The organism is Dermacoccus sp. PAMC28757 (genome assembly GCF_014302635.1).
GTDB lineage: Bacteria > Actinomycetota > Actinomycetes > Actinomycetales > Dermatophilaceae > Dermacoccus > Dermacoccus abyssi.
Genome location: NZ_CP060292.1, coordinates 2,125,788 through 2,150,178 on the forward strand (window position 1 = coordinate 2,125,788; position 24,391 = coordinate 2,150,178).

Annotated in this window: 21 protein-coding genes; 11 read left to right on the plus strand and 10 right to left on the minus strand. The window is 69.8% G+C overall.

The features are described 5' to 3' along the window. Positions 1 to 16: 16 nt before the first annotated feature. On the plus strand, positions 17 to 169 hold the full coding sequence (locus H7F30_RS10165) for a hypothetical protein (protein WP_165357853.1): 153 nt from the start codon (positions 17 to 19) through the stop codon (positions 167 to 169). Positions 170 to 291: 122 nt separating this feature from the next. Here the strand turns inward: H7F30_RS10165 and H7F30_RS10170 are convergent, their stop codons facing one another. Further along, a complete protein-coding gene (locus H7F30_RS10170) occupies positions 292 to 1,539 on the minus strand; it encodes a glycosyltransferase family 4 protein (protein WP_255464742.1) in 1,248 nt (415 codons plus the stop codon). 181 nt (positions 1,540 to 1,720) lie between these two features. Here H7F30_RS10170 and H7F30_RS10175 point away from each other — a divergent pair, with 181 nt between their 5' ends. The 3 genes from H7F30_RS10175 to H7F30_RS10185 are packed head-to-tail and all read left to right on the plus strand — an operon-like array spanning position 1,721 to position 6,749. Continuing rightward, the gene (locus tag H7F30_RS10175; RefSeq protein ID WP_187034932.1) at positions 1,721 to 2,482 is read left to right on the plus strand and encodes a class I SAM-dependent methyltransferase; all 762 of its coding nucleotides are present in this window, start codon (positions 1,721 to 1,723) and stop codon (positions 2,480 to 2,482) included. Continuing rightward, positions 2,479 to 3,195 carry a class I SAM-dependent methyltransferase gene (locus tag H7F30_RS10180; protein ID WP_187034934.1) on the plus strand — a complete coding sequence of 239 codons (717 nt, stop codon included), beginning with the start codon at positions 2,479 to 2,481 and terminating at the stop codon, positions 3,193 to 3,195. Before H7F30_RS10175 ends, H7F30_RS10180 begins: the two co-directional genes overlap by 4 nt. Beyond that, positions 3,192 to 6,749, plus strand: a complete 3,558-nt coding sequence (locus H7F30_RS10185; protein WP_187034936.1) for an alpha-(1->3)-arabinofuranosyltransferase family protein — start codon at positions 3,192 to 3,194, stop codon at positions 6,747 to 6,749. Before H7F30_RS10180 ends, H7F30_RS10185 begins: the two co-directional genes overlap by 4 nt. Here the strand turns inward: H7F30_RS10185 and H7F30_RS10190 are convergent. Further along, positions 6,658 to 7,737 (minus strand): acyltransferase, encoded by a 1,080-nt coding sequence (locus H7F30_RS10190; RefSeq protein WP_187034938.1) that lies wholly within the window; start codon positions 7,735 to 7,737, stop codon positions 6,658 to 6,660. The genes H7F30_RS10185 and H7F30_RS10190 overlap by 92 nt on opposite strands. 73 nt (positions 7,738 to 7,810) lie before the next feature. Between H7F30_RS10190 and H7F30_RS10195 the strand changes: the two genes are divergently transcribed. The 5 genes from H7F30_RS10195 to H7F30_RS10215 all read left to right on the plus strand — a co-directional run bounded on the left by H7F30_RS10195 (position 7,811) and on the right by H7F30_RS10215 (position 12,233). Further along, positions 7,811 to 8,914, plus strand: coding sequence for a GHMP kinase (locus H7F30_RS10195; protein WP_187034940.1), 1,104 nt, complete (start codon positions 7,811 to 7,813; stop codon positions 8,912 to 8,914). Then, positions 8,914 to 9,537 (plus strand): SIS domain-containing protein, encoded by a 624-nt coding sequence (locus H7F30_RS10200; protein ID WP_165357856.1) that lies wholly within the window; start codon positions 8,914 to 8,916, stop codon positions 9,535 to 9,537. Before H7F30_RS10195 ends, H7F30_RS10200 begins: the two co-directional genes overlap by 1 nt. 2 nt (positions 9,538 to 9,539) lie before the next feature. After that, positions 9,540 to 10,118, plus strand: coding sequence for an HAD-IIIA family hydrolase (locus H7F30_RS10205; protein WP_165357857.1), 579 nt, complete (start codon positions 9,540 to 9,542; stop codon positions 10,116 to 10,118). A gap of 88 nt (positions 10,119 to 10,206) precedes the next feature. Next, the gene (locus H7F30_RS10210; RefSeq protein WP_255464743.1) at positions 10,207 to 11,244 is read left to right on the plus strand and encodes a DUF3068 domain-containing protein; all 1,038 of its coding nucleotides are present in this window, start codon (positions 10,207 to 10,209) and stop codon (positions 11,242 to 11,244) included. A 2-nt stretch (positions 11,245 to 11,246) separates the two neighbouring features. Further along, positions 11,247 to 12,233, plus strand: a complete 987-nt coding sequence (locus tag H7F30_RS10215) for a UDP-glucuronic acid decarboxylase family protein (protein WP_129663399.1) — start codon at positions 11,247 to 11,249, stop codon at positions 12,231 to 12,233. 113 nt (positions 12,234 to 12,346) lie between these two features. Here H7F30_RS10215 and H7F30_RS10220 read toward each other — a convergent pair whose 3' ends face one another. Then, positions 12,347 to 13,183: a class I SAM-dependent methyltransferase gene (locus H7F30_RS10220; RefSeq protein ID WP_129663401.1), complete on the minus strand. Its 837-nt coding sequence runs from the start codon at positions 13,181 to 13,183 to the stop codon at positions 12,347 to 12,349. A gap of 389 nt (positions 13,184 to 13,572) precedes the next feature. Between H7F30_RS10220 and rpsA the strand changes: the two genes are divergently transcribed. Together rpsA and H7F30_RS10230 are read left to right on the plus strand one after the other, a co-directional pair. Next, positions 13,573 to 15,072 carry a 30S ribosomal protein S1 gene (rpsA, locus tag H7F30_RS10225; RefSeq protein ID WP_047312744.1) on the plus strand — a complete coding sequence of 500 codons (1,500 nt, stop codon included), beginning with the start codon at positions 13,573 to 13,575 and terminating at the stop codon, positions 15,070 to 15,072. 110 nt (positions 15,073 to 15,182) lie between these two features. Beyond that, positions 15,183 to 15,926 carry a cobalt-precorrin-6A reductase gene (locus H7F30_RS10230; protein WP_187034942.1) on the plus strand — a complete coding sequence of 248 codons (744 nt, stop codon included), beginning with the start codon at positions 15,183 to 15,185 and terminating at the stop codon, positions 15,924 to 15,926. 19 nt (positions 15,927 to 15,945) lie between these two features. Here the strand turns inward: H7F30_RS10230 and cbiB are convergent, their stop codons facing one another. From cbiB to H7F30_RS10265, 7 genes are read right to left on the minus strand one after another with little or no spacing between them, the layout of a single operon-like run. After that, a complete protein-coding gene (gene cbiB, locus H7F30_RS10235; protein WP_129663406.1) occupies positions 15,946 to 16,884 on the minus strand; it encodes an adenosylcobinamide-phosphate synthase CbiB in 939 nt (312 codons plus the stop codon). Further along, positions 16,881 to 17,414 (minus strand): bifunctional adenosylcobinamide kinase/adenosylcobinamide-phosphate guanylyltransferase, encoded by a 534-nt coding sequence (locus H7F30_RS10240; protein ID WP_129663837.1) that lies wholly within the window; start codon positions 17,412 to 17,414, stop codon positions 16,881 to 16,883. The genes cbiB and H7F30_RS10240 overlap by 4 nt, the downstream gene beginning before the upstream one ends. Then, positions 17,411 to 18,175 (minus strand): adenosylcobinamide-GDP ribazoletransferase, encoded by a 765-nt coding sequence (locus H7F30_RS10245; protein WP_255464744.1) that lies wholly within the window; start codon positions 18,173 to 18,175, stop codon positions 17,411 to 17,413. Before H7F30_RS10245 ends, H7F30_RS10240 begins: the two co-directional genes overlap by 4 nt. After that, positions 18,168 to 19,157 (minus strand): uroporphyrinogen-III C-methyltransferase, encoded by a 990-nt coding sequence (cobA, locus tag H7F30_RS10250; protein ID WP_129663408.1) that lies wholly within the window; start codon positions 19,155 to 19,157, stop codon positions 18,168 to 18,170. The genes H7F30_RS10245 and cobA overlap by 8 nt, the downstream gene beginning before the upstream one ends. Beyond that, on the minus strand, positions 19,154 to 21,616 hold the full coding sequence (locus H7F30_RS10255; protein WP_240730108.1) for a cobyrinate a,c-diamide synthase: 2,463 nt from the start codon (positions 21,614 to 21,616) through the stop codon (positions 19,154 to 19,156). Before H7F30_RS10255 ends, cobA begins: the two co-directional genes overlap by 4 nt. Before the next feature lie 26 nt (positions 21,617 to 21,642). Beyond that, on the minus strand, positions 21,643 to 22,257 hold the full coding sequence (gene cobO / locus H7F30_RS10260) for a cob(I)yrinic acid a,c-diamide adenosyltransferase (RefSeq protein ID WP_129663412.1): 615 nt from the start codon (positions 22,255 to 22,257) through the stop codon (positions 21,643 to 21,645). Beyond that, a complete protein-coding gene (locus H7F30_RS10265; protein ID WP_129663413.1) occupies positions 22,257 to 24,368 on the minus strand; it encodes a VWA domain-containing protein in 2,112 nt (703 codons plus the stop codon). The genes cobO and H7F30_RS10265 overlap by 1 nt, the downstream gene beginning before the upstream one ends. Positions 24,369 to 24,391 lie beyond the last annotated feature (23 nt).

A 24,391-nucleotide genomic window follows, 5' to 3' on the forward strand; every position in this document is an offset into this window, starting at 1 on the left:
CGAAAGGCGGTTCACCATGAGCGCGTCCACGAACAAGGCGGCGTACAACGTCGGCGGTGCCATCGTCGGCATCCTTCTCGCCCTTCTGGCGATCTTCGGTCTCATCCAGACCCAGGGCAACCAGGAGCAGTCGCAGAAGTACCAGTCCAAGATCAGCTACGACGGCTGATCCGTTCGGCCGCACGGCCGAACATGCGCGAGGGCGAGGCATCGAAATGCCTCGCCCTCGCGCTGTTGTGTGTGTGGCCCGCACCGGCTGCCGTCGACGACCGGGGCACCGTGTGCCTGAGATCAGGAGACGCTGACGACGTGTGGCCGCTCGTCCGAAGCGAACGCGTCGCGCTCGACGAGGGCACGCAGGCGCTCGACGTGCAGGGGAGTGTCCGGCGGCTGGGGCGCACGCGTCGCGCGCCCGAGGACGTTCTCGAGCGTGTGGTGCAAGTTCCGGCCGGCGCTGCTCCAGCTGAACGAGCGGGCGTAGCGGCGCGCATTGCGTCCGAGTTCCTCCCGGACATCCGCTCGTTCGAGGAGGACGCGCACGTCGTCGATGAGTTCCTCGGTCGTCGAGGCCAGAGCGCCGGTGCTCGCGTGCTGGATGGACTCACTGGGGCCACCGGCCTGGATGAACGCCAGCGAGGGGGTGCCGTGCAGCCCGGCCTCCACGATCGTCAAGCCCCAGCCCTCCTTGTACGAGGGCATCATGACGAGCCACGACGAGGCGAGCAGCGTGTGCTTGGTCTTCTCGTCGACGAATCCGTGGAAACGGACGGCGTCCTCTACTCCGAGATCGCGGGCGTGCTGGGCGATGTTCTCCTGCCAGTACCCGGAACCGACGACGTTGAGCACGAGCCCGGGGAACTGGGGGCGCAGTCGTGCCACGGTGTCCACAGCGATCTCCACCTGCTTGTGCGGCACGAGGCGGCCCAGCACGGTGATGGACGGCTCGGACGTGCGAGGCACGTCCGCGTAGGAGTCGAGATCGCGCGGGTGGTCGTTGCCGCTGTAGACGAGATCGATGCGTTCGGCGTCGACGCCGAGTTCCACGAGTTCGGCCCGCGTTGCCTTCGAGACGGTGACGTAGCGGCTCTTGCGGTAGACGAACGGCGCGGCCTTCGACTCGAGGAACCAGCCGAACCTCGCGAGGCGCTCACCGAAGATGCTCGACCACTGGTCGCGGTGCACGTGGTGGACGACGGCGACGACGGGGACGCGGGAGACGATGGGTGACCAGAACGGCACACCGTTCTGCACGTCGATGACGACGTCGTAATCGCGGGAGTGGCGCAGCAGGTGCCACAGCCCCGCCGCGTAGCAGGTGAAGCGGTTGCCGGCGCGCAGAACGCGGACATCACCGTGCATCGTGCGTCGGGCTGCGCCCGGGAAGCGGGCGGTGTGGATCGTCACCTCGTCCCCGAGAGCGCTCATCACCTCGCTCGTGCGCTCGACGAACACCTCGGAGCCGCCAGCTTCGGGGTTCTCGCGGTCGCGCCACGACAGGTACAGCACCCGCATCGGGGCACCTGCGTGCTCGCCGTTCATCCCTGCTCGTCTCCTCGTGCCATTCGTCCGCGACCGTTTCGGGTCGCCCGTTAGAGTAACCGGGAGCCGAACAGGAGGTGTCCCGATTCCCAGGTCTCGATGCGAGGCGTGCGGCCATGCCGTGCAGCCTTGGACGCTCGGCTCATCCGTGCTCGGGCGGTGCACTCACTGCGGGCACCTCATGCGCTCCCTCCACGACGCGCCCGCGCGTCACCGTGAGCACGCTTACGGCGGTGACCCGACGCTCGACTCGGCGCGTCTCGCCCTGACCTACCGCACGCTCGTCGCGGACGGCGTACCCGAGTCGGTGTTCGAGATCGGCTTCGGCACCGGTGCTCTGCTGCGTCGCTTCCTCGACGGCGGAGCCAGTGTCGCGGGAGCCGATCCCGACCAGCTCGAACTCGCCGTCGATGACCGTGTGGCCCGCGAGGGATCGCTGCACGCCTGCGGCATCGAGGACGTCACGCCCGACGCCCTGCCCGCCGGCGCCGTCGACATGGCCTACGGCATCCACGTGCTCGAGCACGTCGTCGATCCAGCCCTGACGTTGCAACGCACCCGCGACCTGTTGCGCCCCGGCGGCAGCGCGCACTTCCTCACGCCGGCCGGTGACTGGGCGGGTCTCGGCCTCGTCAAGGACGGCTGGTGGATGCTCGAGGATCCGACACACATCCGCTTCTTCACGGCGAAGTCTCTGAGCACGATGGCGCGGGACGTCGGCTTCGACTCGGTGGAGATCCGCCGCCCCGTCCTCGACTCGCTCGTCCACGGCGCCGCGAGCACGGTTCGCGTGGTGCGCCCGACCGATCGCCCGCGTGGCGTGCTCGCGCAACGCTCGACGATGGCGCTGGCCGCACTCGGTCTGCCCTGGACACTTGCAGCGCGCGCCGCCGTGCCGCGCCTGCGTCCCACGCTCCACCTCGTGGCCAGGGTTGCCTCATGAGCCGCGACCTTCGCCGAAGCGTTCACCTGTTCCGCGCCTTCCTCGTGGAACAGAGCGACCCGGGGCACTTCTACGGTGAGCTGGCCCGTGACTCCGTCGCAGGAATCGCCGAGCACCTCGACCTGGACGGGGCTCACGTCCTCGACGTCGGCGCCGGACCGGCGGAGTTCGCCGAGGCCTTCCGCGAGTCCGGTGCCACCTACGTTCCCCTCGACGCCGACCCCGACGTCGACTCGGTTCGCCACGGTGGCGTCGTCGGGGACGCGGGGCACCTGCCGTTCGCGGACGGCTCGTTCGACGTCGTCTTCAGCTCGAACCTGTGGGAACACGTGCGCACACCGGAGGCCGTCGCCGACGAGATGCTGCGCGTCGTCGCACCCGGCGGGTTGCTCTACATCGCATACACGAACTGGCTCAGCCCGTGGGGAGGCCACGAGACGTCGCCCTGGCACTGGCTCGGCGGAGAACGTGCCGCTCGGCGGTACGAGCGCAAGCACGGACACCGGCCGAAGAACCTCATCGACGACAGCCTGTTCCGGGTGAGCGTCCGGCAGGGACTCGACTGGGCCGAGGCCGCCCGTGAATCCCGCCGGGCCGATGTTCTCGCCCTGCGTCCGCGCTACTGGCCCGATTGGGCCCGCCCGATCCTGCGGGTGCCGGGCCTTCGGGAGATCGTGACGTGGAACCTGCTCGTCCTCGTGCGCAAGCGGTGAGCGACTCCGCCGTCACGCCCGCCCGGGGAGGACGCCTGCGCCGTTTCCTCGCCGACCCGCTGACGAGCGTCATCGCGGCACTCGGAGTGTTGCCGTGGTTGGTGCAGCCCGGCGTCATCCAACCGGACACGAAGATCGACCTCGTTGCCGCACCGGCCCGCTACCTCGCCCGCTCGCTCGACGCCTGGTCCGGGCATTCGGGGTTCGGCGAACTGCAGAACCAGGCGTACGGCTACCTGTTTCCCATGGGGGCGTTCTTCGCCCTCGCGGACGCGGTGAGCCTGCCCGGGTGGGCTGCGCAACGAGCCTGGTGGACGCTCATGCTCATCGTCGGTGCCTCCGGGGCCGCCCTCTTCGCGCGTCGCGTGCTGGGTGTCGGGACGGCGGCTGCGGCGCTCGCGGGAGTGCTGTACGCGCTGAGTCCGCGGGTACTCAGTCTGCTCGCTCAACTGTCCGTCGAGACGTGGCCCGGGATGGTGATGCCTTGGCTGCTGCTTGCCGTTCACGCCCGCCGTCGTCCGGGCGGACTCTCTTGGCGCCTCTACGTCGGTGTCGTCGGCATGCTGTCCGCCGCCCTCGGCGGGGTCAACGCGACGGCGTCGCTCGTCGCCGTGCTCGGTGCGTTCGTGTTCGCCCTGGTCGTCGGTGGACAGCGGCTGCGTGAGGATCGGAGCGTCGGTCGTCGCGATCTCGTCGGCGGACTCGTCCTGGGCGCCTTTCTCGGCTGCGCCTGGTGGCTCGGCCCGCTCGTCGTGCTCGGCCGCTACGCCTACCCGTTCCTCGATTACATCGAGACCTCTCGCATCACGACGGCCGTGACGTCCGTGCCGGGCATCCTGCGCGGCGCTTCGGACTGGGTGGCCTACATCATCGACGCCGAAGGCCACCCGGTCTGGCAGAGCGGCTGGGTCGTGGCGCAGGGCACCGCGTCGATCGTCGCGGGCTGCCTGCTCGCCGGGGTCGGCCTTGCAGGGTTGCTCACGGCACGCACCGGAGCGGGTGCTCACCGACCGGTCGTGCCCCGAGGTCTCGGTGCCATGGTGCTCGTCGGTGTCTTCGGTATGGGGGTTGCCTACGTCGGCGCCGTGCACGGCCCGTTCGCGTCCACGGCGCGCGACCTCCTCGACGGTCCACTCGCCGCTGCACGCAACGTGCACAAGCTCGACCCTCTCGTGCGACTGCCGCTCGTCATGGGCATCGCCGTCGTGGCCGAGCGGCTGCTCGCGCACCTGCGGGACCGGGGGGCCTCCACCACCGACAGTGTTGGTGGAGCCGCGCTGCCGGCGCCCGCGGTTCGTTGGGGTGCCACAGCCCTCGCGGTGGCCGTGCTCGCCTCGATGGCACCGTTCTGGCAGGGACGTCTCGGGCACGAACGCGGCGTCACGGCATGGCCGGCCTCGCTGCGCGCCGCGGCGAAGGACATCGACGCCGCGGCCGCGCGCGACGGCGGGTCGACGCTCGTCCTGCCGAGCGCGCGCGCCGCGACCTACTCGTGGGGCACGAGTTCCGACGAACCGCTCGTCGCATTCGCTCAGAGCCCGGTGGCTGTGCGTGCCTCCGCACCGCTCGTTCACCCCGGTGCCCAACGGCTCATGGACGCCGTCGATGCTCGTGTGGCGTCGGGCGACACGGCCGGCGTCGCGAAGGCCCTGCGGCGTGCTGGCGTTGCGCGGATCGTCGTGCGCCACGGCGTCACGCCGGCGCAGCAAACAACCTCGGCGGCCCGATACGTCACGGCCCTGCAGGGATCGCCGGACTTCACCGGCCACCGGGTTCACGGATCGGGGGAAACTCGCTTCGATGTGTTCGACATCGACGCGTCAACCTCGAGCGAGCGGGGCACAAAGGCCATCTCCGTCCTCGGTGGCCCCGAGTCGACTCTCTCGTTGGCCGCCGCGGGTGTCCTGCCCTCGTCGCCGCTCGTGACGGGACGCGGGGGTGGGTGGATCACCGACGACGTCCGCAAGCGCGTTTACAACAACGGTCGCCCGCCGGCGCTCGCCTTCGGGCCGACGTTGACGGCCGGCTCGACGAGAGACGCGCGTCCCGGCAGCAGAGACCTCGACTTCGAGGGGCGAACGGCTTCCCTCACGACGTTGGCTCTCGACGGCGTCACCGCGGTCGCGTCCGAAGGTGACGCCTCCGACCCGTTCGGCGACGTGTACCTCGGCCCGGGCACAGGGCCCGCATCAGCACTCGATGCCTCGGACGCCACGGCATGGCTCACGCCCGCCCACGAGGCGACACCGCTCGTTCTGCGGTGGGCGCGCGGCACCTCCGGTGGCACCGTCACCGTGCACGGCACGAGTACCGGCAAGGCCACACTGCGCGGCTTCGAGGTCGTTGCGAACGGCCGCGCCGTCGAAGCCCGGGCGGCGGGCGAACGGGCCTGGAACGTCACCGTGCCGCGCGGCACGACACAACTCGAACTGCGCCCGAAGGCGTCGGCGCGCGACGCGTCATCGACCGTCGGCATCAGTTCGATCGATTCCGGAGGAGCAGGGTGGCGGGCCGTCCAGGCCCTGCCGGGGCAGGTCGACACGGAGCGCAACGGCGTCCTTCTCACACGTACCCAGCCCTTCGCCGAAGGCAGAGCTCTGCGCTCCGAAGATGACGGCCAGTGGACCCGTCGGCTCACCGTGGCACGTGCTGGAACCATGGGGGTCAACCTCACCTTGAGTGAGGGCGGCCATCGCGACGCCGGGAATGTCCTCTCCGTGCGTCAGCGCGACGGCAGTTGGAAGGCCGCCTCGCTCAACGGTTCGTCGGGCTCATTAGCCCTGCCGAAGGGGAAGGTCGACCTCAAGCTTTCACCTGACGTCGAGAGTCTGCGTCTGACGCCCACCGGCGCCGACGCGCGCGCGGCGCTCGGACTGAGGGACACCGGCGGCAGCAGCACGACTCCGCCTGCGACGACGCACGAGTCCTCCGTGGTGACTCTCGCCTCGACCCAGGGCGCGAACGCGGGATGGAGCTGCGTGGGCGAGGGGACGAGCCCCCTGACCCTCGACGGCTGGCGTCAGGGGTGTGCGGTGTCGTCGACGCCCTCCGCTGCGCAGGTGCCCGAGCTCGCGTTCGCCCCTCAGATGTGGCACCGCGGTGCCCTCCTCGCCGGGGGTTTGGGTGTCCTGATTGCGGCCGTGCTCGCCGGCTGGCCGCGCCGCACCCGTCCTGCTCCTGAGAACACCCAACCGGACGCCGCTGCGATGACCACCGCGGCGGCAGGCCGCACCCGCCTCGGCGTTGCGGCCGGTTGTCTCGTCGTCGGAGCGCTCGCCGTGGCTCTCGCGGGTTGGTGGGCCGTGCCCGCTCTCCTTCTGGCCTTCGGTCTGCCCCGCAGGTGGCGGCCGACGACCGTCGTGGTCGCGCTCGCGTTGACAGGGCCGGTCATGGCGACCCTCGGCGTCGTCGACCGCGCGTCGTCCGGAGCGCTCGTCGGTCAGGTGCTCGGTGTGACAGCGCTCAGCGTGTTCGCCGCGGAGCTCCTCGGTGCCCCCAGCGGATGGCGGGCCGTTCGACGAAGCGGCGACTCGCGTCAGCAAGGAACCACGTGACGACGAGCGTCACCGTGAGGACGAGGACGAACGGGGCGTGGAAGATCCGCAGGCCCAGCGAGGCGAAGAGCGCCTGGAGCACGACGAGGTGCCAGAGGAAGACGCCGTAGCTCGTCTCGCCGGACGCGAGTGCGAGGCCGGTTGACGAGCGGCGCTGCACCTCGCGAGGCGCGTTCGTGGCCGCCACGAGCAAGGCGCCGGCGACAATCCCGTACAGAATCTCCTTGGCCGCCGCCGCGAGAACCGTCGGTGTCTCCAGCCCGATCGGCCCACCGAGCGGGGTGGCGGCCAACACGTAGGCCAGCATGGCGACGAGCACCGCGTGGCCTGCGGTGAGGCGCGACGCAATCCCTGGTCGCTGTTCGAGCATCCAAGCCCACCCGATGCCGACGCAGAACCACGCAGCGTGGCCGAGGGCGCTCGTGCCGAGCCACCCCCACGTCGGTGTGCCCTGCGAACTGGCGAACGCCTGGACGAGAACCCCGAAGGCCGCCAAGAGCACCAACACGACAGGGACGGTGCGCCCTGCAGCGCGACGAGGCAGGAGCCACGCGCCGATCACCGGAACGAGGACGTAGAAGGTCACCTCGGTCGTCAGGCTCCACGTCTGGGTGAACGCGCGGTAGCTTTCATGGGTGAAACCCTGCAGCAGGAACACGTGCGTGAGCACCTGACGAAGCGAGCCGACCGTGCCGTCGATGACGACGGCAGCGCCGAGAACGGCCACCAGGGCGAGCCAGTACGCGGGCATGATGCGCGCGACGCGGCGCCGGGCGTAGTCCGGGGGAGTCGCACGTCCGGCGCAGTAACCGCGGGTGAGCAGGTAGGCGGAGATCGCGAAGAACACGGCGACGCCGCTGTCGCCTCGCGCCAGCAGGCGCCCAGCACCGTCCACGTTCGCCGCGCCGGTCCAGAAGGCGACGTGGGAGAGCAGGACGAGCAGCGCCGCGACGGCCCGCAGTGGGCCGATGGCGGGAATGCGGCGCATGTCGATCTCCCTCGCACTTACCATCGGGTAACGTGCGGCGCGCACGCATCGGTCGAATGGAGGCTAGCCGCAGATGAAGGCTCATGAGGGGGCAACCCCCACAGGCGACGCCGCACCGGCCGGTCGTGACTGTCTCGATTACCGCAAACCCGTTCTGCGGGCGCGTGCTCCGCTGCGGGTGAGTTTCGCCGGCGGCGGCACGGACGTCGCGCCGTTCCCCCAGCGTGAGGGCGGCTGCGTCCTGTCGGGCACCATCAGCCAGTTCGCCTATTCGACGCTGCGCCCGCGCACCGACGGCCGGATCACTGTCCAGTCGCTCGACTTCGGGTATTCGATCGGATTCGGCGTCGACGACCCCGTGGAGTACAACGGTCAGCTCGACCTGCCCAAGGCCGCCATCGCGCGCATCCGGACGATTCCGGGCGCCCACGCCGTCACGGGCTTCGACCTGTTCCTCCACACCGCAGCGCCGCCCGGGTCGGGTCTCGGCAGCTCGAGCGCCGTCATGGTCTCCGTCATCGGTCTCGTCGCGCAGCACTGCGGCCTCGACCTCACCGAGTACGAGATCGCCGAACTCGCCTACCGCCTCGAGCGTGAGGACCTCGGCATCCCCGGTGGTTCGCAGGACCAGTACGCCGCAGCGTTCGGCGGCTTCAACTTCATCGAGTTCACCGGCGACCAGGTCGTCGTCAATCCGTTGCGCGTGCGCGAATCGACGGTGCACGAGCTCGAGCACAACATGCTGCTCGCCTTCACGGGTCAGACGCGCGTGAGCGACCACATCATCGAGGACCAGCGCAGCCGGTACGAGACGGGCAACGCGACCGCGCTCGAAGGCCTGCGGGCTCAGAAGGAGCTCGCGGCGCAGATGAAGATCGCGCTCGTGCGCGGTGAGGTCGACACGATCGGCCACCTCCTCGGCGAAGCGTGGCGTGAGAAGCAGAAGATGTCGGAGCGCATCACGACGCCGCTCATCGACGAGGCGATGAAGCGTGCCCTCGCGAGCGGTGCCCTCGGAGGCAAGGTCACCGGCGCCGGCGGAGGCGGCCACATGGTCTTCGTCTGCGAGTTCGAGCGTCGCCACCTCGTCGCCCAGGAACTCATCGACCTCGGCCTCACCGTCTCCGAGCCGATCTTCAGCCGCGACGGCGTCACGACCTGGAGAGGACAGAACTGATGGCTCACCCGATCGAGGACGTCGCGCCCGACGCCATTGGCGCCGCGACGACCGCGCAGCTCGACGCCGGCATCGACGCCTGGCTGCACCTCGCCGAGGCGCTGCGGGAGCCCGACCTCTCGGCCCAAGTGCGCGCCGCCGGCGAGGCCCTCGTCAGTTCGCTCGCCGCAGGCGGCAAGGTGCTCGTCGCCGGCAACGGAGGGTCTGCAGCGATCGCGTCCCACGTCGCGGCCGAGTTCATCGGCAAGTGCATCCACGACCGGGCGCCGCTTCCGGCGGTCAACCTGGCCGAAAGCCTGTCGTCGATCACTGCCATCGGCAACGACTACGGCTACGAGCACGTCTTCGACCGCGGTGTTCGCGCGCTCGCGCGCCCCGGTGACGTCTACCTCGCAATGTCGACGAGCGGTCGCAGCGCCAACATCGTGCAGTCCGTCGCGACGGCGCGGGAGATGGGCGTGACGACGATCGCGATGACCGGGCTCGGCGGTGAGCACCTGCGCGACGCCGTCGACCACCTCCTCGTCGTGCCGAGCGTGGAGACGCCCCGCATCCAGGAGGTCCACATGCTGTGGGCCCACGCCTGGTGCGAGGCCGTTGACGTCCTCAGCCAGCGCACCTGACCGTGACGCCGACGCGGGAGTGGCTCTGCGGCCTGGCCCACGAGCCGTTGCCTCGACCGACCACCGCGGGTGGCCTCGACGCCGTCCTGCTCGACCGTGACGGCACGCTCAACATCCTCAAGCCCGGCTATCGCACACTCGGCGACTTCGAGTTGCTCCCCGGCGCTGCCGAGTCCGTGGCACGGCTCAACGCCCTCGGGGTGCCGGTGGTCCTCGTGACGAACCAGCGCGGGATATCGACAGGCGCGCTCACCTGGGACGCCCTGGCAACCGTCCACGCGCACCTCGTCGAGCAGTTGGCAGCCGAGGGCGCTCACCTCGACGACATCCGCCTGTGCCCGCATGCCTCAGGGGAGTGCACCTGCCGTAAGCCGTCACCCGGCCTCATCGACGCCGTGGTGGCCGAGAACGGCTGGATCGGGCGGAAGCGAACCCTCTTCGTCGGCGATGCGGAGTCCGACGAAGAGGCTGCGAAAGCCGCCGGTGTCCACTTTCTCGGCGTGGCGAGTGACGTGGGTCTCATCGACGTGGTGGACTCTGTTCTGACGCTGTGGGAACGTCCGAGGTCATCTACTTCGTGAATCGGGTCACACGAGGGGCTCCGAAGGTGTTACCGTCGCGTAAGTTTTCTCGTTCCCCTAGGAGGATCCAGTGCGCAAGGCTGCTGTGATGATCGGATTCGGGGCGTTCTTCCTCACGATGGCGCTCCTCATGCGGTTCTACGCCTACCCCAAACTCGCGGTCGTTCCGCTCAACCAGAACACGCAGCAGACCGTGGCTGACGACAACGCGAAGTACTTCGACGCCGACAAGGTGAAGGCCGGCAGCGGCAAGATCCTCACCAAGGCAACCGTCGTGGCCGACAAGGCCGCGAGCGAGAAGGTTTCGAAGGAGCTCGGTCGCGACGTCGTCGTCATCGACCAGTGGCAGTCCACCGACAACTTCGACGACAAGGGCCAGATGAAGGCCCCGCCGATGAGTGCCACGACGCAGCGGGTCGCCATCGACCGCTCCACGGGCGAAGCCGTCAAGTGGGACGGTAACGAGCTCAACGGCAAGCCGGTCGACATCAAGGGCCAGACGATCAAGTTCCCCTTCCAGGTCGACAAGGACGCCAAGTACGAGTACTGGGACACGACGCTTGCCAAGGCCATCCCCGTGAAGTTCGCGGGCGAGGACAAGATCAACGGCATGAAGACGTACAAGTTCACGCAGTCGGTCCCGAAGACGACGTTCACCAAGATGGACGTCCCCGGCGAGATCTTCGGTCTCGAAAAGGGCAAGCAGACGGCCGACCGCACGTACGCCAACGAGCGCACCATCTGGGTCGACCCGGTGACCGGCGTCATGATGAAGCTTCAGGAGAAGCAGAAGCAGACGCTTGAGGTGGAGGGCCAGGAGCCCGTCAACGCGATGGACACGACCTCCACGATGACGCCGGAGACGGTGGCCAAGAACGTCGACGAGTACAAGTCGAAGGGCAGCCAGCTCAACATTCTGCGTAACTGGGCGCCGCTCGTGCTCGGCCTGCTGGGTCTGCTCGCGCTGGTCCTGGGTCTCATCGTGTCGATGCGTGCGCGCCGCTCGGTCGGTGCCCACGCCGAGGAGCGTCGCGACGACTACCGCGACGACTACCGTGACGGCAACGGGAACGACAACGCCAACATGGTGTTCGGTGACCGCCGCGACGACGGGGTTCAGTACTGACCATGCGCGTCGTCATCACCGGCGGGGCAGGGTTTCTCGGCTCACACCTGGGCGAGACCCTGCTCCGCCGGGGTCATTCAGTGGTGGCCGTCGACAACTTCGTCACCGGCCGCGCCACCAACGTCGCCCACCTCGTGGGTGATCGCTTCGCTCTTGTCGAGCACGACGTGACGGAACCGTTCGACATCGACGGCGACGTCGACGGCGTCCTGCACTTCGCCTCGCCCGCCTCTCCGGTCGACTATCTCAAGATGCCGATCGAGACGCTGCGCGTCGGGTCGATGGGTACGCAGAACGCGCTCGAGCTGGCTCAACGCAAGGGCGCGAGGCTCGTTCTCGCGTCGACGTCCGAGGTCTACGGTGACCCGCAGGTTCACCCGCAGCCCGAGACGTACTGGGGGCACGTCAACCCGGTGGGTCCGCGCGGCGTCTACGACGAGGCCAAGCGGTACGCCGAGGCTCTCGTTCTCGCTTACCGCGACAACCGTGGGGTCGATGCGTCGATCGTTCGCATCTTCAACACGTTCGGTCCGCGGATGCGCCCCAACGACGGTCGAGCCATCCCGAACTTCGTGCGTCAGGCGCTGGCCGGTGAACCGGTGACGGTGAGCGGCGACGGTAGCCAGACCCGTTCGATCTGCTACGTGGACGACCTCGTCGACGGCATCCTTGCGATGCTGCTCGAGACGCACGACCCGGGCCCGGTCAACATCGGCAACCCGCACGAGATCTCGATGCGTGACCTCGCGCAGTGGATCATCGACCTCACGGGTACCTCGTCCGAGATTCAGTACATCGCCCGCCCGACGGACGACCCGACGGTGCGCCGTCCGGACACGACGAAGGCGCAGGCGCTCCTCGGCTGGTCGCCGAAGGTGAGCGTCGAGACGGGCCTGGAGCGCACCATCGCCTGGTTCCGCGAGCACCCCGAGGCCGACGAAGGGCACGTCCTCACGGCGGGGGAGACCGAGCACATCCTCAACCGCTGAGAACACGAACGAGAGGGCCGATCACGTGAGCACGTGGTCGGCCCTCTCGTTATCCGTCGGCCTTGCGGACGTCTCCAGGGGCCTGTGGCCGCCCTTGTTCGAGGCGAGCATCTTCAGGTGCGGGGCTTTCGCCCGGTGAGGACGAGCGTGCCGGGCACGAGATTTCCTCGGAGGGGGCTCCAGCCGCCCCACGTCTGGTTGTTCGCCTCCTTCCACGGCAACTCGCGCAGCTGTTCGAGGACGAGCCCGGCGCCGAGCAGCTCCGCCACGCGGGCTTCGAGGGTGCGGTGGTGCTCGGCGTACAGCACTCGCTCGCCGCGCGCCTCGGCGTAGGGCGTCGTGTCGAAGTAGGAGTACGTGACCAGAAGGCCGCTCTCGTCGGGCACGTCGGGAAGCGTCCAGCGAAGAGGGTGCGTCGTGGAGAAGGCGACGAGGCCGCCGGGCTTCGTCACGCGGGCGAGTTCGCGCATGAGGGCAGCCGTGTCGGCGATGAACGGAACGGCGCCGAAGGCGGAGAACACGACGTCGAACGCGTTGTCGGCGAAGGGCAGGCACGACGCGTCACACTGCGCGAGAGCCGGCCCGGCGTGCTTCGGCACGGACGCCGATTGCCGGGCGTCATCGATGTGTGCGCCCTGGCGCAGCATGCCCAGGGACAGGTCGGTGGCGACGACCCGCGCTCCCTGGCCCGCGCACCAGCGCCCGGCCTGTGCTGCGCCCGAGCCGAACTCGAGCACGTCCCGCCCGTCGAGGGAGCCCTCCGGTCCCAGAATGCGCAGCTCCGCCTCGGTCCACCCCTCCGGACCCCAGACGAGCTCGGCGTCACCGAGGAAGGCGCCGTGCTCGGCCATGTACTCGTCGGCCTCGCCGTCCCACCAGGCGCGATTGGCCCGGGTGCTCTCTGGCCCCGATACGGTGAAGCGACCGGCGCGGTCGGGCGTCTCGTTCATGGCCCCGACGCTACGGGAGGGGGAGGCCGTCCGTCGTCGCGGCCCCGCGGAATGACGCGGCGACGAGCGTCCAGCGCGTTCCCAGGCCCGGTTTGGGTGACGGTGCGCCGTTCGATAGGATGAAGGCGCGTATCGCTGTGGTTTCGTGCCCGATCACTTCGGATCCGACCCGTTCTGCGCTCACAAGGCTGTCACAGGCCGAGGGGGCACGCAGTGGGAACGACCAGGTGACCGAAGGCGAGACGCTCGAGAATCACAACGCGCGGGTGCATTCTGCAGCCGTGCACCGTGAATTCGAGTGCGATACCTAGCTTGTCCTGTCCGCTCAGGGCGTGCGCCTCCCGGCTGTGCGTCCTCCCGAATTGCCCACCGAAAGTTACTTCTTACACATGACTTCCACTACGACCTCCCAGATCGCTGTCAACGACATCGGTTCGGAGGAAGAGCTGCTCGCCGCCATCGACGCGACGATCAAGCACTTCAACGACGGTGACATCGTCGAAGGTGTCATCGTCAAGGTTGACCGCGACGAGGTTCTCCTCGACATCGGTTACAAGACCGAGGGTGTCATCCCCTCGCGCGAGCTCTCGATCAAGCACGACGTCGACCCCGGTGAGGTCGTCAACGTCGGTGACGAGGTCGAAGCCCTCGTTCTCCAGAAGGAGGACAAGGAAGGCCGCCTCATCCTGTCCAAGAAGCGTGCGCAGTACGAGCGCGCCTGGGGCACGATCGAGAAGATCAAGGAAGACGACGGCGTCGTCACCGGTACGGTCATCGAGGTCGTCAAGGGTGGTCTCATCCTCGACATCGGCCTGCGCGGCTTCCTCCCGGCTTCGCTCGTGGAGATGCGTCGCGTCCGCGACCTCCAGCCGTACGTCGGCAAGGAGATCGAGGCCAAGATCATCGAGCTCGACAAGAACCGCAACAACGTCGTTCTGTCGCGTCGCGCGTGGCTCGAGCAGACCCAGTCCGAGGTCCGCACCACGTTCCTCAAGGAGCTGCAGAAGGGCCAGGTGCGCTCCGGCGTCGTCTCGTCCATCGTCAACTTCGGTGCGTTCGTCGACCTCGGTGGCGTCGACGGTCTCGTTCACGTCTCCGAGCTGTCCTGGAAGCACATTGACCACCCGTCCGAGGTCGTCGAGGTCGGTCAGGAAGTCACCGTCGAGGTTCTCGACGTCGACATGGACCGCGAGCGCGTCTCCCTCTCGCTCAAGGCGACGCAGGAAGACCCGTGGCAGCACTTCGCTCGCACGCACGCCATCGGCCAGGTCGTGCCGGGCAAGGTCACGAAGCTCGTTCCGTTCGGCGCGTTCGTTCGCGTCGAGGACGGCATCGAGGGCCTCGTCCACATCTCCGAGCTCGCTGAGCGTCACGTGGAGCTGCCGGAGCAGGTCGTTACGGTCGGTTCCGACATCTTCGTCAAGGTGATCGACATCGACCTCGAGCGTCGTCGCATCTCGCTGTCCCTCAAGCAGGCCAACGAGGACGGCGCCGCGGCTGCCGAGTTCGACCCGACGCTGTACGGCATGGCTGCCGAGTACGACGAGCAGGGTAACTACAAGTACCCCGAGGGCTTCGACCCGGAGACCAACGAGTGGCTCGAGGGCTACGAGGCTCAGCGCGAGAAGTGGGAGAAGCAGTACGCGGACGCCCACGCTCGCTGGGAGGCTCACCAGGCTCAGATCGAGCAGGCGCGCAAGGACGACGCCGAGGCTGCTGCCTCCGGCGAGACGGCCCCGACGTCCTACAGCTCCAGCGCTTCCTCCTCGTCCTCGACGTCTTCGTCGTCCTCCTCGTCCAGCTCGTCCTCGAGCTCGACGCCGGCCGAGGGCACGCTGGCTTCCGACGAGGCTCTCGCCGCTCTGCGCGAGAAGCTCACGGGCAACTGATCCCACCGGTGACGCGCAGTCGCGTCACCACGGATCATCCGAGAAGGCCCCGTTCGACCTCACGGTCGGGCGGGGCCTTCCGCATGCCCGTGGGGTCGTAGGGTTGCGGGGTGAACGAACCGAAGGTGCTCGTGCTCGGGGGCACGGCCGAAGCGCGCGACCTGGCGTCCTCGCTCACCGAGGCAGGTGTGGGCGTGCTCTCCTCGCTTGCGGGCCGGGTGTCACGGCCACGGTTGCCCGTGGGCCCGGTGCGGATCGGCGGTTTCGGCGGAGCTGACGGGCTGGCGGCCTTCCTGCGCGACGGCGGGTTCACCCACCTGGTCGTGGCCACACATCCGTTCGCAACACGGATGGCGGAGAACGCTCGCGAGGCTGCCGCTCCGGTCGCGGTGCCCGTTGTCAGGCTCGCCCGACCGGGGTGGGAGGGGCACCCTGATGCCGGAACGTGGACGTGGGCGGACGGCTACGCCGCCGCCCGCACCGCGGCAGAAGGCTTGGGCGAACGTCCGTTCCTCACGACGGGGCGTCAGACGCTCACTCACTTCGCGCCATGGGCGGATCGCGACGTCCTCGTGCGGGTCGTCGAACCGCTCGCAGCGCCCCCGCCCCGGTGGACGGTCGTGCTCGACCGTGGGCCGTACGACGTCGAGGGCGAACGCGCCCTCATGCGCGAGCACGGCATCGACGTCCTGTTGACCAAGGATTCTGGCGGCCGGTACACCGAGGCCAAGCTGACGGCCGCGCGGGAGCTGGGCGTTCGGGTCGTCGTCGTCAGGCGACCCCCATCACCGGCCGGAATGCGCGAACTCGACGACGCAGCAGCGGTCGTGCGGTGGGTGAACGACCAGGGCTAGCTTGCTCGTGCCCGAGGGTCTACCGGCGTCGAAGCCGTCCACCCATGGCGGTCGCGGTCACTGCGGCCCCGAGGACGACGAGGCCGACCTGTCGCGTCAGCGTTGCCGCGCGCCGGATATCACGGACGGACACGGGACGGCCGTCGCCCAGCTGACCGCGGTCTTCCACGCGGTCGCCATAGGTGGTGAGCCCCCCGAGCTGCACACCGAGGGCGTACCCCGCAGCCGCTTCCACGGGGCCGGCGTTGGGGCTGGGGTGCCGTGCGCCGTCGCGGGAGGCGCCGGTGAGCACGCGCCGCGCCGCACTCGTGCCGTCGGTCGCACCTACGACGGCAGCCGTTGCGAGCAAGCTGACCCGCGCCGGCGTCCAGTTGAGGACGTCGTCGAGGCGGGCGGCGGCCCAGCCGAAGTCCGCGTAGCGCTCGGACCGGTGTCCGACCATCGCGTCGAGGGTGTTGACGCAGCGGTGGAGCACGATCCCAGGAGCGCCCGCGAGAGCACCCCAGACGAGCGTGGCTGCCACGGCGTCGGACTGGTTCTCGGCGAGCGATTCGACGACGGCGCGGGCGACGTCGGGGGCCTCCAGCGCGCTCCTGTCCCGGCCCACGAGTGACCGGATCCGCTGGCGGGCGCCTTCGAGTTCGCCCTCGAAGAGCAACTCGTGCACCGCGAGTGCCTCGCGCTCGAGACTGCGGCCTCCGAGGGCGGCCCATGTGACCGCGGCGGTGACGAGCGTGCGCGAGGCGGGGCCGTGCGTCGCGAGCACCGCCAGCCCCACCCACGGGGCCGTCGTCACGACGACGAAGCAGGTGCCGCGCGTCCGGCTGGGTGCGTAGAGCTGCCGCTCACACGCCAGAGCCCACGTCCCGAAGCCCGCCACAGGGTGGCCACGCTGTGGGTCGCCGAGCAGGCGGTCGGCACCGTAACCGAGGAGAAGTCCGAGCGCGCGTGCGTTCATCGGTGTGCGTCCTTGATGACGAGGGGGCAGCCCGCGACCACGAGGACGACCTCGTCACAGGCAGTGGCGATGCGTTGGTTGAGCCGGCCGAGTTCGTCGGTGAACAGTCGGCCGGAGGCGTACGGAGAGACGAGGCCGAAGCCGACTTCGCTCGTCACGATGACGAGGTCGTCCTCGTAGTTCGCGATGGCGCCGACGAGAGACTCACTCGCGTCGCGGTACGCCGTCTGCCATCCGCGCCGCGGGTTCTCGTCGTTCCAGGCTTCGAGGGCGTCGAGCGTGCGCGAGAGCCAGTTGCCGACGTCATCGAGCAAGATCGGGCCGGTTGTCGCGGTGAGGGCTGCCGCAACGTCGAGGGTTTCGAGCGTCCGCCACGAAGCCGGCCGCCGCTCCTGGTGGAGCCGTACCCGCTCCTGCCAGTCGGCGTCGTCGCGGGGTGCGCCGGTGGCCACGTACGTTGCGTCGGCGAGGAGGCCCTCGGCGTAGGTCGACTTGCCCGAGCGAACGCCTCCCGTGACGAGGGTCTTCATCGCCACGCTCCGGAAGCGAGCACGACGAGGAGGGCCGCGGTGGCGAGTTCGACGGCGGCGCCGAACACGTCGCCGGTGATACCACCGAAGCTGCGACGACACACGAGGACCAGAGCGCACACCACGACGACGGCGACGGCGGCCGCGACGCACGCTCCGATCGGCTGCAGGCCGGACAGAGCCGCGACCCCAGCCAGAGCGAGGCCGACGAGCGCGACGACAAGCGCGGCGATCGTGGGGGAGACGGTGCGCGTCATGAGGGCGCCCATTCCTCCGGTTGTCGCGGGGGATGGGCCGGCTGCCAGGGCGGGACAGGCGGCCCGGCCGGCGCACCACGCGGCTGAGACGAGGAGGGGGTGATCGACGAGGGCCGCCACCCCGGCCGCTTCCAGACCCAGCACCACGACGAGGGCGACCGCGCCCATGGGGCCGATGTCGCCTCGCTTCATGACGGCGAGCGCCCGCTCGCGATTCCATCCGGCGCCGAGACCGTCGGCAGTGTCGGCGAGTCCGTCGAGGTGCATGCAGCGGGTGAGCAAAGCGGAGACAGCCACAGCGAGGAACCCGAGGACGAGCGGACTGAGTTGCGCGAGATCGGCGGCCCACACCGTGAGGCCGACGCCCACCGCCACCGGGAGAGCCGCCACCGGTGCGAGCGTCATGGCGACGCGTGCTGTGGAACGGGAGGTGTCGACCTCCCCGACCGGAACGACGCTCAGGGTGCCCATGGCCAGTCGCAAACCCGCGAGGAGGCTAGCCATCAGCGCCTCCCAAAGCCGTGACAACATCGCCGATCACCGTGATGGCCGGCGGCTCGAGCCCGCCTCGCGCCACGGCGTCGGCAAGGTCGGCGAGCGGTGTGACGACGTGTCGTTGCGTCGGTGTCGCACCGTCGGCGATGCAGGCCGCCGGCGTGGTTGGTGCCAGGCCGTGGCGTTGGAGCTCGCCGGCGATCGCTCGCAGGTTGGCCACGCCCATGAGCACGACGATCGTCAGCCCGCCGGTGGCGAGTGAGCGCCAGTCGACGGTGCAGCGCGGGTCGCCGGGCGGCACGTGGCCGCTGACGACGCTGAAGCCCTGCGTGAGGCTGCGATGGGTGAGCGGGATGCCTGCGAGCGCCGGAACCGCGACCGCGGAGGTCACGCCGGGGACGAGCGTCACCGGGACGCCGGCGTCGGCGCAGGCGAGCCACTCCTCGCCGCCGCGGCCGAAGACGAAGTTGTCGCCGCCCTTGAGGCGGACGACGTGCTTGCCTTCGCGGGCGCGCTCGACGAGGAGGGCGTTGATCGTCTCCTGCGGCGTGAATTCCCCGCGCGGGATCTTGCCGACGTTGACGAGTTCGGCGTCCGGCCGCGCTTGCGCGAGTGAGGCCAAGGGCGCGAGCCGGTCGTAGACGACGACGTCGGCCTGCTTGACGGCCTCGAGCCCAGCCACGGTGAGCAGCCCGGGGTCGCCTGGGCCGCCTCCGACGAGGACCACCGCCCCCGTTGCCTTCCGCGCGGAACTGCCCGAACTTCGGGCGTCGGGCGCAACACCCTTCAGGTGCGCGGACGCGTCGACGACCAGGGCATACGCGAAGGGGTCCGGCTCCTCGACATGGGTGAGCTGGCCCCGCGCAGCCAGATCCTCCGTGACGGCGGACCGTTCCTGCGCGGGAACGTCGACCCGAAAGCCCCGTTCTGCGAGGTCGGCGACGACAACCCCGACGCGCTCGTCGGTGCGATGGACAAGAGCTTGCTTCATGACCTGGGCTCCCTCGGGTCCGCCTCGCCGGTTCGCTGGAGGACTCGCCCGAGGGCGGCGAGGAGGGCGTCCGTCGTCAGCGGGTCACGCACAGCGAGTCGGATCCATTCGGGCCCGAGGCCGGGAAAGGTCTCGCAACGCCGTGTGGCGAAGCCCTCCTCTCGCAGTCGTGCGTGGACGCCCGTTCCCACCTCGACCGTGACGAACGGTGCGCGGGACGGCAAGGGGTCCAGACCGAGCGCGCGTAGTCGGTCGACGAGGTGTTCGCGCCACTGCTCGGTCTCGACAGCCCACTCAGCCACCTGGCGCAGGGCGCTTGGTGAGGTCGTGAAGATCGCGGCCTCGGCCGCGAGCGTGTTGACCGACCAGTGCGGTTGGGCGTGAGAACACAGGGCGACGAGCTCGGTGTCGCCGACGAGGTAGCCGGCGCGCAGGCCGGCGATCGACCAGGTCTTCGTCAGCGAGCGGACGACAAGCAGGCCCTCGACGTCGTCGACGGGTCCGTTGACGAGCGAGGCGTGCTCGCCGGGCACGAGGTCCATGAACGCCTCGTCGACGACGAGGATCCGGCCCGGTCGGCGCAGGGCGAGAAGCTCGGCCCGGGAGTGAAGCGCACCCGTGGGGTTCGTCGGGTTCCCGACGACGACGAGGTCGGCGTCATCCGGAACGCTGTCGAGGCTCTCGCCGAGCCACGTTCGCACGATGTGAGGTCTCGGCCGATGGCCTGCGCGCTTCAGGGCGGCGTCGGGCTCGCTGAACTGGGGGTGAACCACGAGGGGCGTGTCGAACTCGAGACCGCGCGAGATGAGGGTGAAGGCCTCCGCCGCACCGTTCGTCAGCAGCACCTGATGCGGCGCGACCCCGTGACGCGCTGCGACGGCGTCCCGGGCGGCATCGGCACGGGGGTACGCCGCGAGGCCGGAGAGATTGGAGGCGAGGTGCCGCGTGAGGTCGGCGGGTGGCTGCGCGGCGCGGACGTTGACGGCGAAGTCGATCAGTGCCTCGTCCAGCTCGTCGTCGCCGTGGAAGAGCGTGGGGTTGCCGACCGGCGTTTCCCCGGAGAAGAAGCTTCGTCCGTGGGCGCCGGGCGCAGACGGAGCCTGCGGGCCGGCGTGAACGGCGTCCGCGAACGTGACGGCCCGCTCCGGCGCTCCGGCCCAGTGCGTGTGGAGGTAGGACGCGTGAACGGTGGGGTGCCCGGCGCCCGCGGGGTCGAGCGCGAATCCCTCGGCAGCACCGTCGAACTCCCAGGCGGGCTGCCCGCCCGTACGGGGCTCGGTGACGGTGCGGTGGAACTCGTGGCCGCGCACGGGCGGGTTGTCCGGGAAGGCTGGGTCGATCGCCTCGCGGTAGCCGAGGGTGAGGCGCGGGCTCATCGTCGCGCGCGCGTCGATGACGTCGGCGAAGCGGTGTCCGTCGACCTCGGCGAGGAGGTAGAGCATGCCCGCGCACTCAGCGACGGTCGGTACCCCCGCGCGGACAGCCGCGGCAACGTGATTGAGCAGCGATCGGTTCTTCGCGAGCGCCGCAGCGTGTACCTCCGGGAAGCCGCCGCCGAGGTAGAGGCCACGCGTGCCCTCGGGCAGAGCCTCGTCCGTCACGGGATCGAAGACGACGGGTTCGAGGCCCTGGGCGCGCAGCAGCTCGTCGGTCTCGGCGTAGCGGAATGTGAAGGCGCGGCCGCCGGCGACGGCCACCCTGGGTCGTTCGTCACCGGGCGCGAGCTGACGCGCGGGTGGCGTCCACGGTGTCGCCTCAAGCGGCGCCGCGGCGCGGGCCACCTCGAGCAGCGCATCGAGGTCAATGTGCTCTGCGGTGGCACGCGCGAGGTGGTCGAGCGTGGCGCGGGCGTCCGCGCTCTCCTCGGCGGGCACGAGTCCGAGATGGCGGGACGGAACGCTGACGCCTGCGTCGCGCGGCATGGAACCGAGCACACGGATGTCGGCCTCGGCGCAGGCCCGGCGCACTTCGTCGGCGTGCCGCGGCGACCCGGCCTTGTTGAGGATGACGCCCGCGACGTCGAGGCGCGGGTCGAACGAGCGCAGCCCGTGAACGACAGCCGCAACGCTCCGGCTCGCCGAGGAGATGTCGACGACGAGGACGACAGGCGACTGTGTGAGCCGAGCGACGTGAGCCGTCGAGGCGAAACCGTCCGTGCCGAGTCGACCGTCGAAAAGGCCCATGACACCTTCGATGACGGCAACGTCCGCAGGGTCCGGCTGGTGGGCCCCGGCGAGCAGAAGCGGCGCGATGCGTTCCTCACCCTGCATCCACGGATCGAGGTTGCGCCCGACGCGCCCCGTGGCGAGCGCGTGGTAGCCGGGGTCGATGAAGTCCGGGCCGACCTTGGCCGGCGCCACATTCAACCCGCGCGCGGCCAGCGCGGCCATGACACCGACGCTGACCGTCGTCTTGCCCTGCCCCGACGAGGGCGCAGCGAGGACGACGCGAGGGAGCACGTGTGAGTCGCGCGCCCCTGATCCACTCACCATTCGATGCCCCGCTGGCCCTTCTGGCCGGAATCGAACGGGTGCTTCACCTTCGTCATCTCCGTCACGAGATCGGCGACCTCGATGAGCGCGGGGTGCGGGTCACGTCCGGTGATGACGACGTGCTGGTGGCCGGGGCGCGAGGACAGGGTCTCGGCCACCTCGTGCGGGTCGATCCAACCCCACTTGATGGGGTAGGTGAATTCGTCGAGGACGTAGAAGCCGTGTGTATCGGCGGCCAGTCGTCGCTGGATCTCGCGCCACCCCTCGAGCGCATCGGCAGCGTGGTCCTCCTCGGAGCCGGCGCGGCGCGACCACGACCAGCCGGAGCCCATCTTGTGCCACTCGACCGGGCCACCCTGGCCCGTGCTCGTGTGGACTTCACCGAGCGCTTCGAGCGCGGCCTGCTCACCGATGCGCCACTTGGCGGACTTCACGAATTGGAAGACGCCGATCGACCAGCCCTGGTTCCAGGCGCGCAGCGCGAGCCCGAAGGCGGCCGTCGACTTGCCCTTGCCCGCGCCGTGGTGGACGACGACGAGGGGGCGGTTGCGGCGCTGACGGGTCGTGAGGCCGTCGTCCGGAGTGCTGGGGGTCTGTCCCTGGGGCATCAGGCTGCCTTCCCGTTCGAGGTGCGCGGCGTCGCCGCGGGAGCGATGGCGTCGATGAGGCCGGTGGCCGAGACCTGCTCGAGGGGTACGTGACGGGCCAGCATCCGCTGGGCGAGCTGCCCCGCGAGGCCGAGTCGGAAGCGTCCCGATTCGCAGTCGACGACGATCGTCTCGACGTCGAGGGAGTGCCACCTATCGGCCACGTCGAAGGCTCGCTCGAGGGCGCGCTCGCCGCTCGTCGCGCGGCCGTCGGTGACGAGCACGAGCAGGGGACGTCGGTTCGGGTCGCGCAGCCGCTCGATGCGCAGCACGTCCGCCGCTTCGAGCAGGCCCTCCGCGACAGGGGTGCGCCCGCCGTGCGGAACGTCGGCGAGCAGGGTCGCGGCTCGGTCGACGGAGGAGGTCGGCGGCAGGACGAGGCGGGCACCGTCGCCGGCGAACGTCACGAGGCCAACCTTGTCGCGACGCTCGTAGGCGTCGAGCAAGAGCGAGAGCACGGCGGTCTTGACCTCGCTCATCCGCTTGCGTGCGGCCATCGAGCCCGAGGCATCCACGCAGAAGAGGACGAGGTTGGATTCACGGCCCATGATCCGCGCATGGCGCAGGTCCGCCGGTTCGACGAGGAGCCCCGAGCCGGGCTCGGCCTTCCGTGCTACTTGCCGCACGGCCGCTTCGCGGACCGTCGCGAGGAGGTGGACCTTGCCCTCACGATCGGGGCGTACACCGACGACGCGGCCCGTCGTCGTTTCGGCGCGGCTGCGTCGTCCGGCCTCACCTCGACCGATGCTCGACAGTTCGAAGCGCTGTGGGCGGTAGGGGGCGCCGACCGATGCCGTCGCGACGGGTGCGGCCGCGTTCTGCGGTTCGTCCTGTGTATCGGCAGGGCTCTGATCCGCCTCTGTCTCGGCGTGCGTGTCGTGCGAGGACGTGGGTGACTGCTCGTCACGCGGGCTGTCGTCCTGGGCAGGCGGCGATTGAGGAGAATCGGCGCTTGGCCCGTCAGTCGCTTCGCTCCCGTCGGCGGCCTCGGAGTTGGACGGCTCCTCGTCGTCGGGCTCCTGCGGCTCGTCGCCGGGATCGTCGCCGCCCTCGGGCGGCGGGGGCGGTTCCTCGTCGAGCAGCCGATCGAGAAGGTCTTCGTCCAGGCCGGGCGGGTCGAAGGGGCCGCGGCGTCGGCGGTGTGCGAGCGCAAGGACGGCCGCTGCGCGGATGTCCTCACGCTCGACGGCGTCGGCGCCACGCCACGCGGCGTGCGCACTGGCCGTTCGCGCGATGACGATATCGGCACGCATCCCGTCGACGTCGAAGCCGGCACACACGCGGGCGATGGTGCGCAGCGCCCACGGGGAAAGGACAACCCCTCCGACACGCTCCTGGGCCGCGGCGATGCGCTCTCGCAGGCGAGCCTGATGGCCCGCGAATCGTTCGAGGAACGCATCGGGGTTCGCGTCGAAGGCGAGGCGACGCGTGACGACTTCGGCGCGGACCTCGGGGTCACGCGAGGCTGCGACGTCGACGGAGAGGCCGAAGCGGTCGAGCAGCTGGGGGCGGAGTTCGCCCTCCTCGGGGTTCATCGTGCCGACGAGGACGAAACGGGCTGCGTGCGTCACCGACATGCCGTCACGCTCGACGGTGTTGCTGCCCATCGCGGACGCGTCGAGCAGGAGGTCGACGAGGTGGTCGTGCAGGAGGTTGACCTCGTCGACGTAGAGCAACCCACGGTTGGCCTCGGCGAGCAGGCCGGGGCGGAACTCGGCGCTGCCGGCGCCCAAGGCCCGGGCCAGATCGAGCGAGCCACTGACTCGGTCGTCGCCGGCGCCGACGGGAAGTTCGACAAGACGGACCGGGCGACTCGTGGCGTCACCGTCGGCGTCGTGAGGGCCGTCGGGGCAGTTCGGCTCCGGGGTCCGCGGGTCGCAGCTGTAGCGGCATCCGGCGACGACGTCGATCCGGGGGAGCACGTCGACGAGCCCGCGCACGATGGTCGACTTGGCCGTGCCCTTCTCGCCGCGAACGAGCACACCACCGATGGCCGGTGAGATTGTCGTCAGCACGAGAGCCAGTTCGAGGTCGTCTGCGCCGACGACGGCCGTGAAGGGGTAACGGGACATCACGAATCCTCCTGGCAAGTGAC

What these genes read in the sequence shown, in the direction of transcription:
- cobO (WP_129663412.1), bottom strand. Translation starts at nt 22,257, where the DNA reads ATGCCCCAGGGACAGACCCCCAGCACTCCGGACGACGGCCTCACGACC.
- H7F30_RS10220 (WP_129663401.1), bottom strand. Translation starts at nt 13,183, where the DNA reads ATGAACGAGACGCCCGACCGCGCCGGTCGCTTCACCGTATCGGGGCCA.
- H7F30_RS10180 (WP_187034934.1), top strand. Translation starts at nt 2,479, where the DNA reads ATGAGCCGCGACCTTCGCCGAAGCGTTCACCTGTTCCGCGCCTTCCTC.
- H7F30_RS10210 (WP_255464743.1), top strand. Translation starts at nt 10,207, where the DNA reads ATGATCGGATTCGGGGCGTTCTTCCTCACGATGGCGCTCCTCATGCGG.
- H7F30_RS10175 (WP_187034932.1), top strand. Translation starts at nt 1,721, where the DNA reads ATGCGCTCCCTCCACGACGCGCCCGCGCGTCACCGTGAGCACGCTTAC.
- H7F30_RS10245 (WP_255464744.1), bottom strand. Translation starts at nt 18,175, where the DNA reads ATGGCTAGCCTCCTCGCGGGTTTGCGACTGGCCATGGGCACCCTGAGC.
- H7F30_RS10240 (WP_129663837.1), bottom strand. Translation starts at nt 17,414, where the DNA reads ATGAAGACCCTCGTCACGGGAGGCGTTCGCTCGGGCAAGTCGACCTAC.
- H7F30_RS10195 (WP_187034940.1), top strand. Translation starts at nt 7,811, where the DNA reads ATGAAGGCTCATGAGGGGGCAACCCCCACAGGCGACGCCGCACCGGCC.
- H7F30_RS10215 (WP_129663399.1), top strand. Translation starts at nt 11,247, where the DNA reads ATGCGCGTCGTCATCACCGGCGGGGCAGGGTTTCTCGGCTCACACCTG.
- H7F30_RS10200 (WP_165357856.1), top strand. Translation starts at nt 8,914, where the DNA reads ATGGCTCACCCGATCGAGGACGTCGCGCCCGACGCCATTGGCGCCGCG.
- rpsA (WP_047312744.1), top strand. Translation starts at nt 13,573, where the DNA reads ATGACTTCCACTACGACCTCCCAGATCGCTGTCAACGACATCGGTTCG.
- cbiB (WP_129663406.1), bottom strand. Translation starts at nt 16,884, where the DNA reads ATGAACGCACGCGCGCTCGGACTTCTCCTCGGTTACGGTGCCGACCGC.
- H7F30_RS10265 (WP_129663413.1), bottom strand. Translation starts at nt 24,368, where the DNA reads ATGTCCCGTTACCCCTTCACGGCCGTCGTCGGCGCAGACGACCTCGAA.
- H7F30_RS10190 (WP_187034938.1), bottom strand. Translation starts at nt 7,737, where the DNA reads ATGCGCCGCATTCCCGCCATCGGCCCACTGCGGGCCGTCGCGGCGCTG.
- H7F30_RS10170 (WP_255464742.1), bottom strand. Translation starts at nt 1,539, where the DNA reads ATGAACGGCGAGCACGCAGGTGCCCCGATGCGGGTGCTGTACCTGTCG.
- cobA (WP_129663408.1), bottom strand. Translation starts at nt 19,157, where the DNA reads ATGAAGCAAGCTCTTGTCCATCGCACCGACGAGCGCGTCGGGGTTGTC.
- H7F30_RS10165 (WP_165357853.1), top strand. Translation starts at nt 17, where the DNA reads ATGAGCGCGTCCACGAACAAGGCGGCGTACAACGTCGGCGGTGCCATC.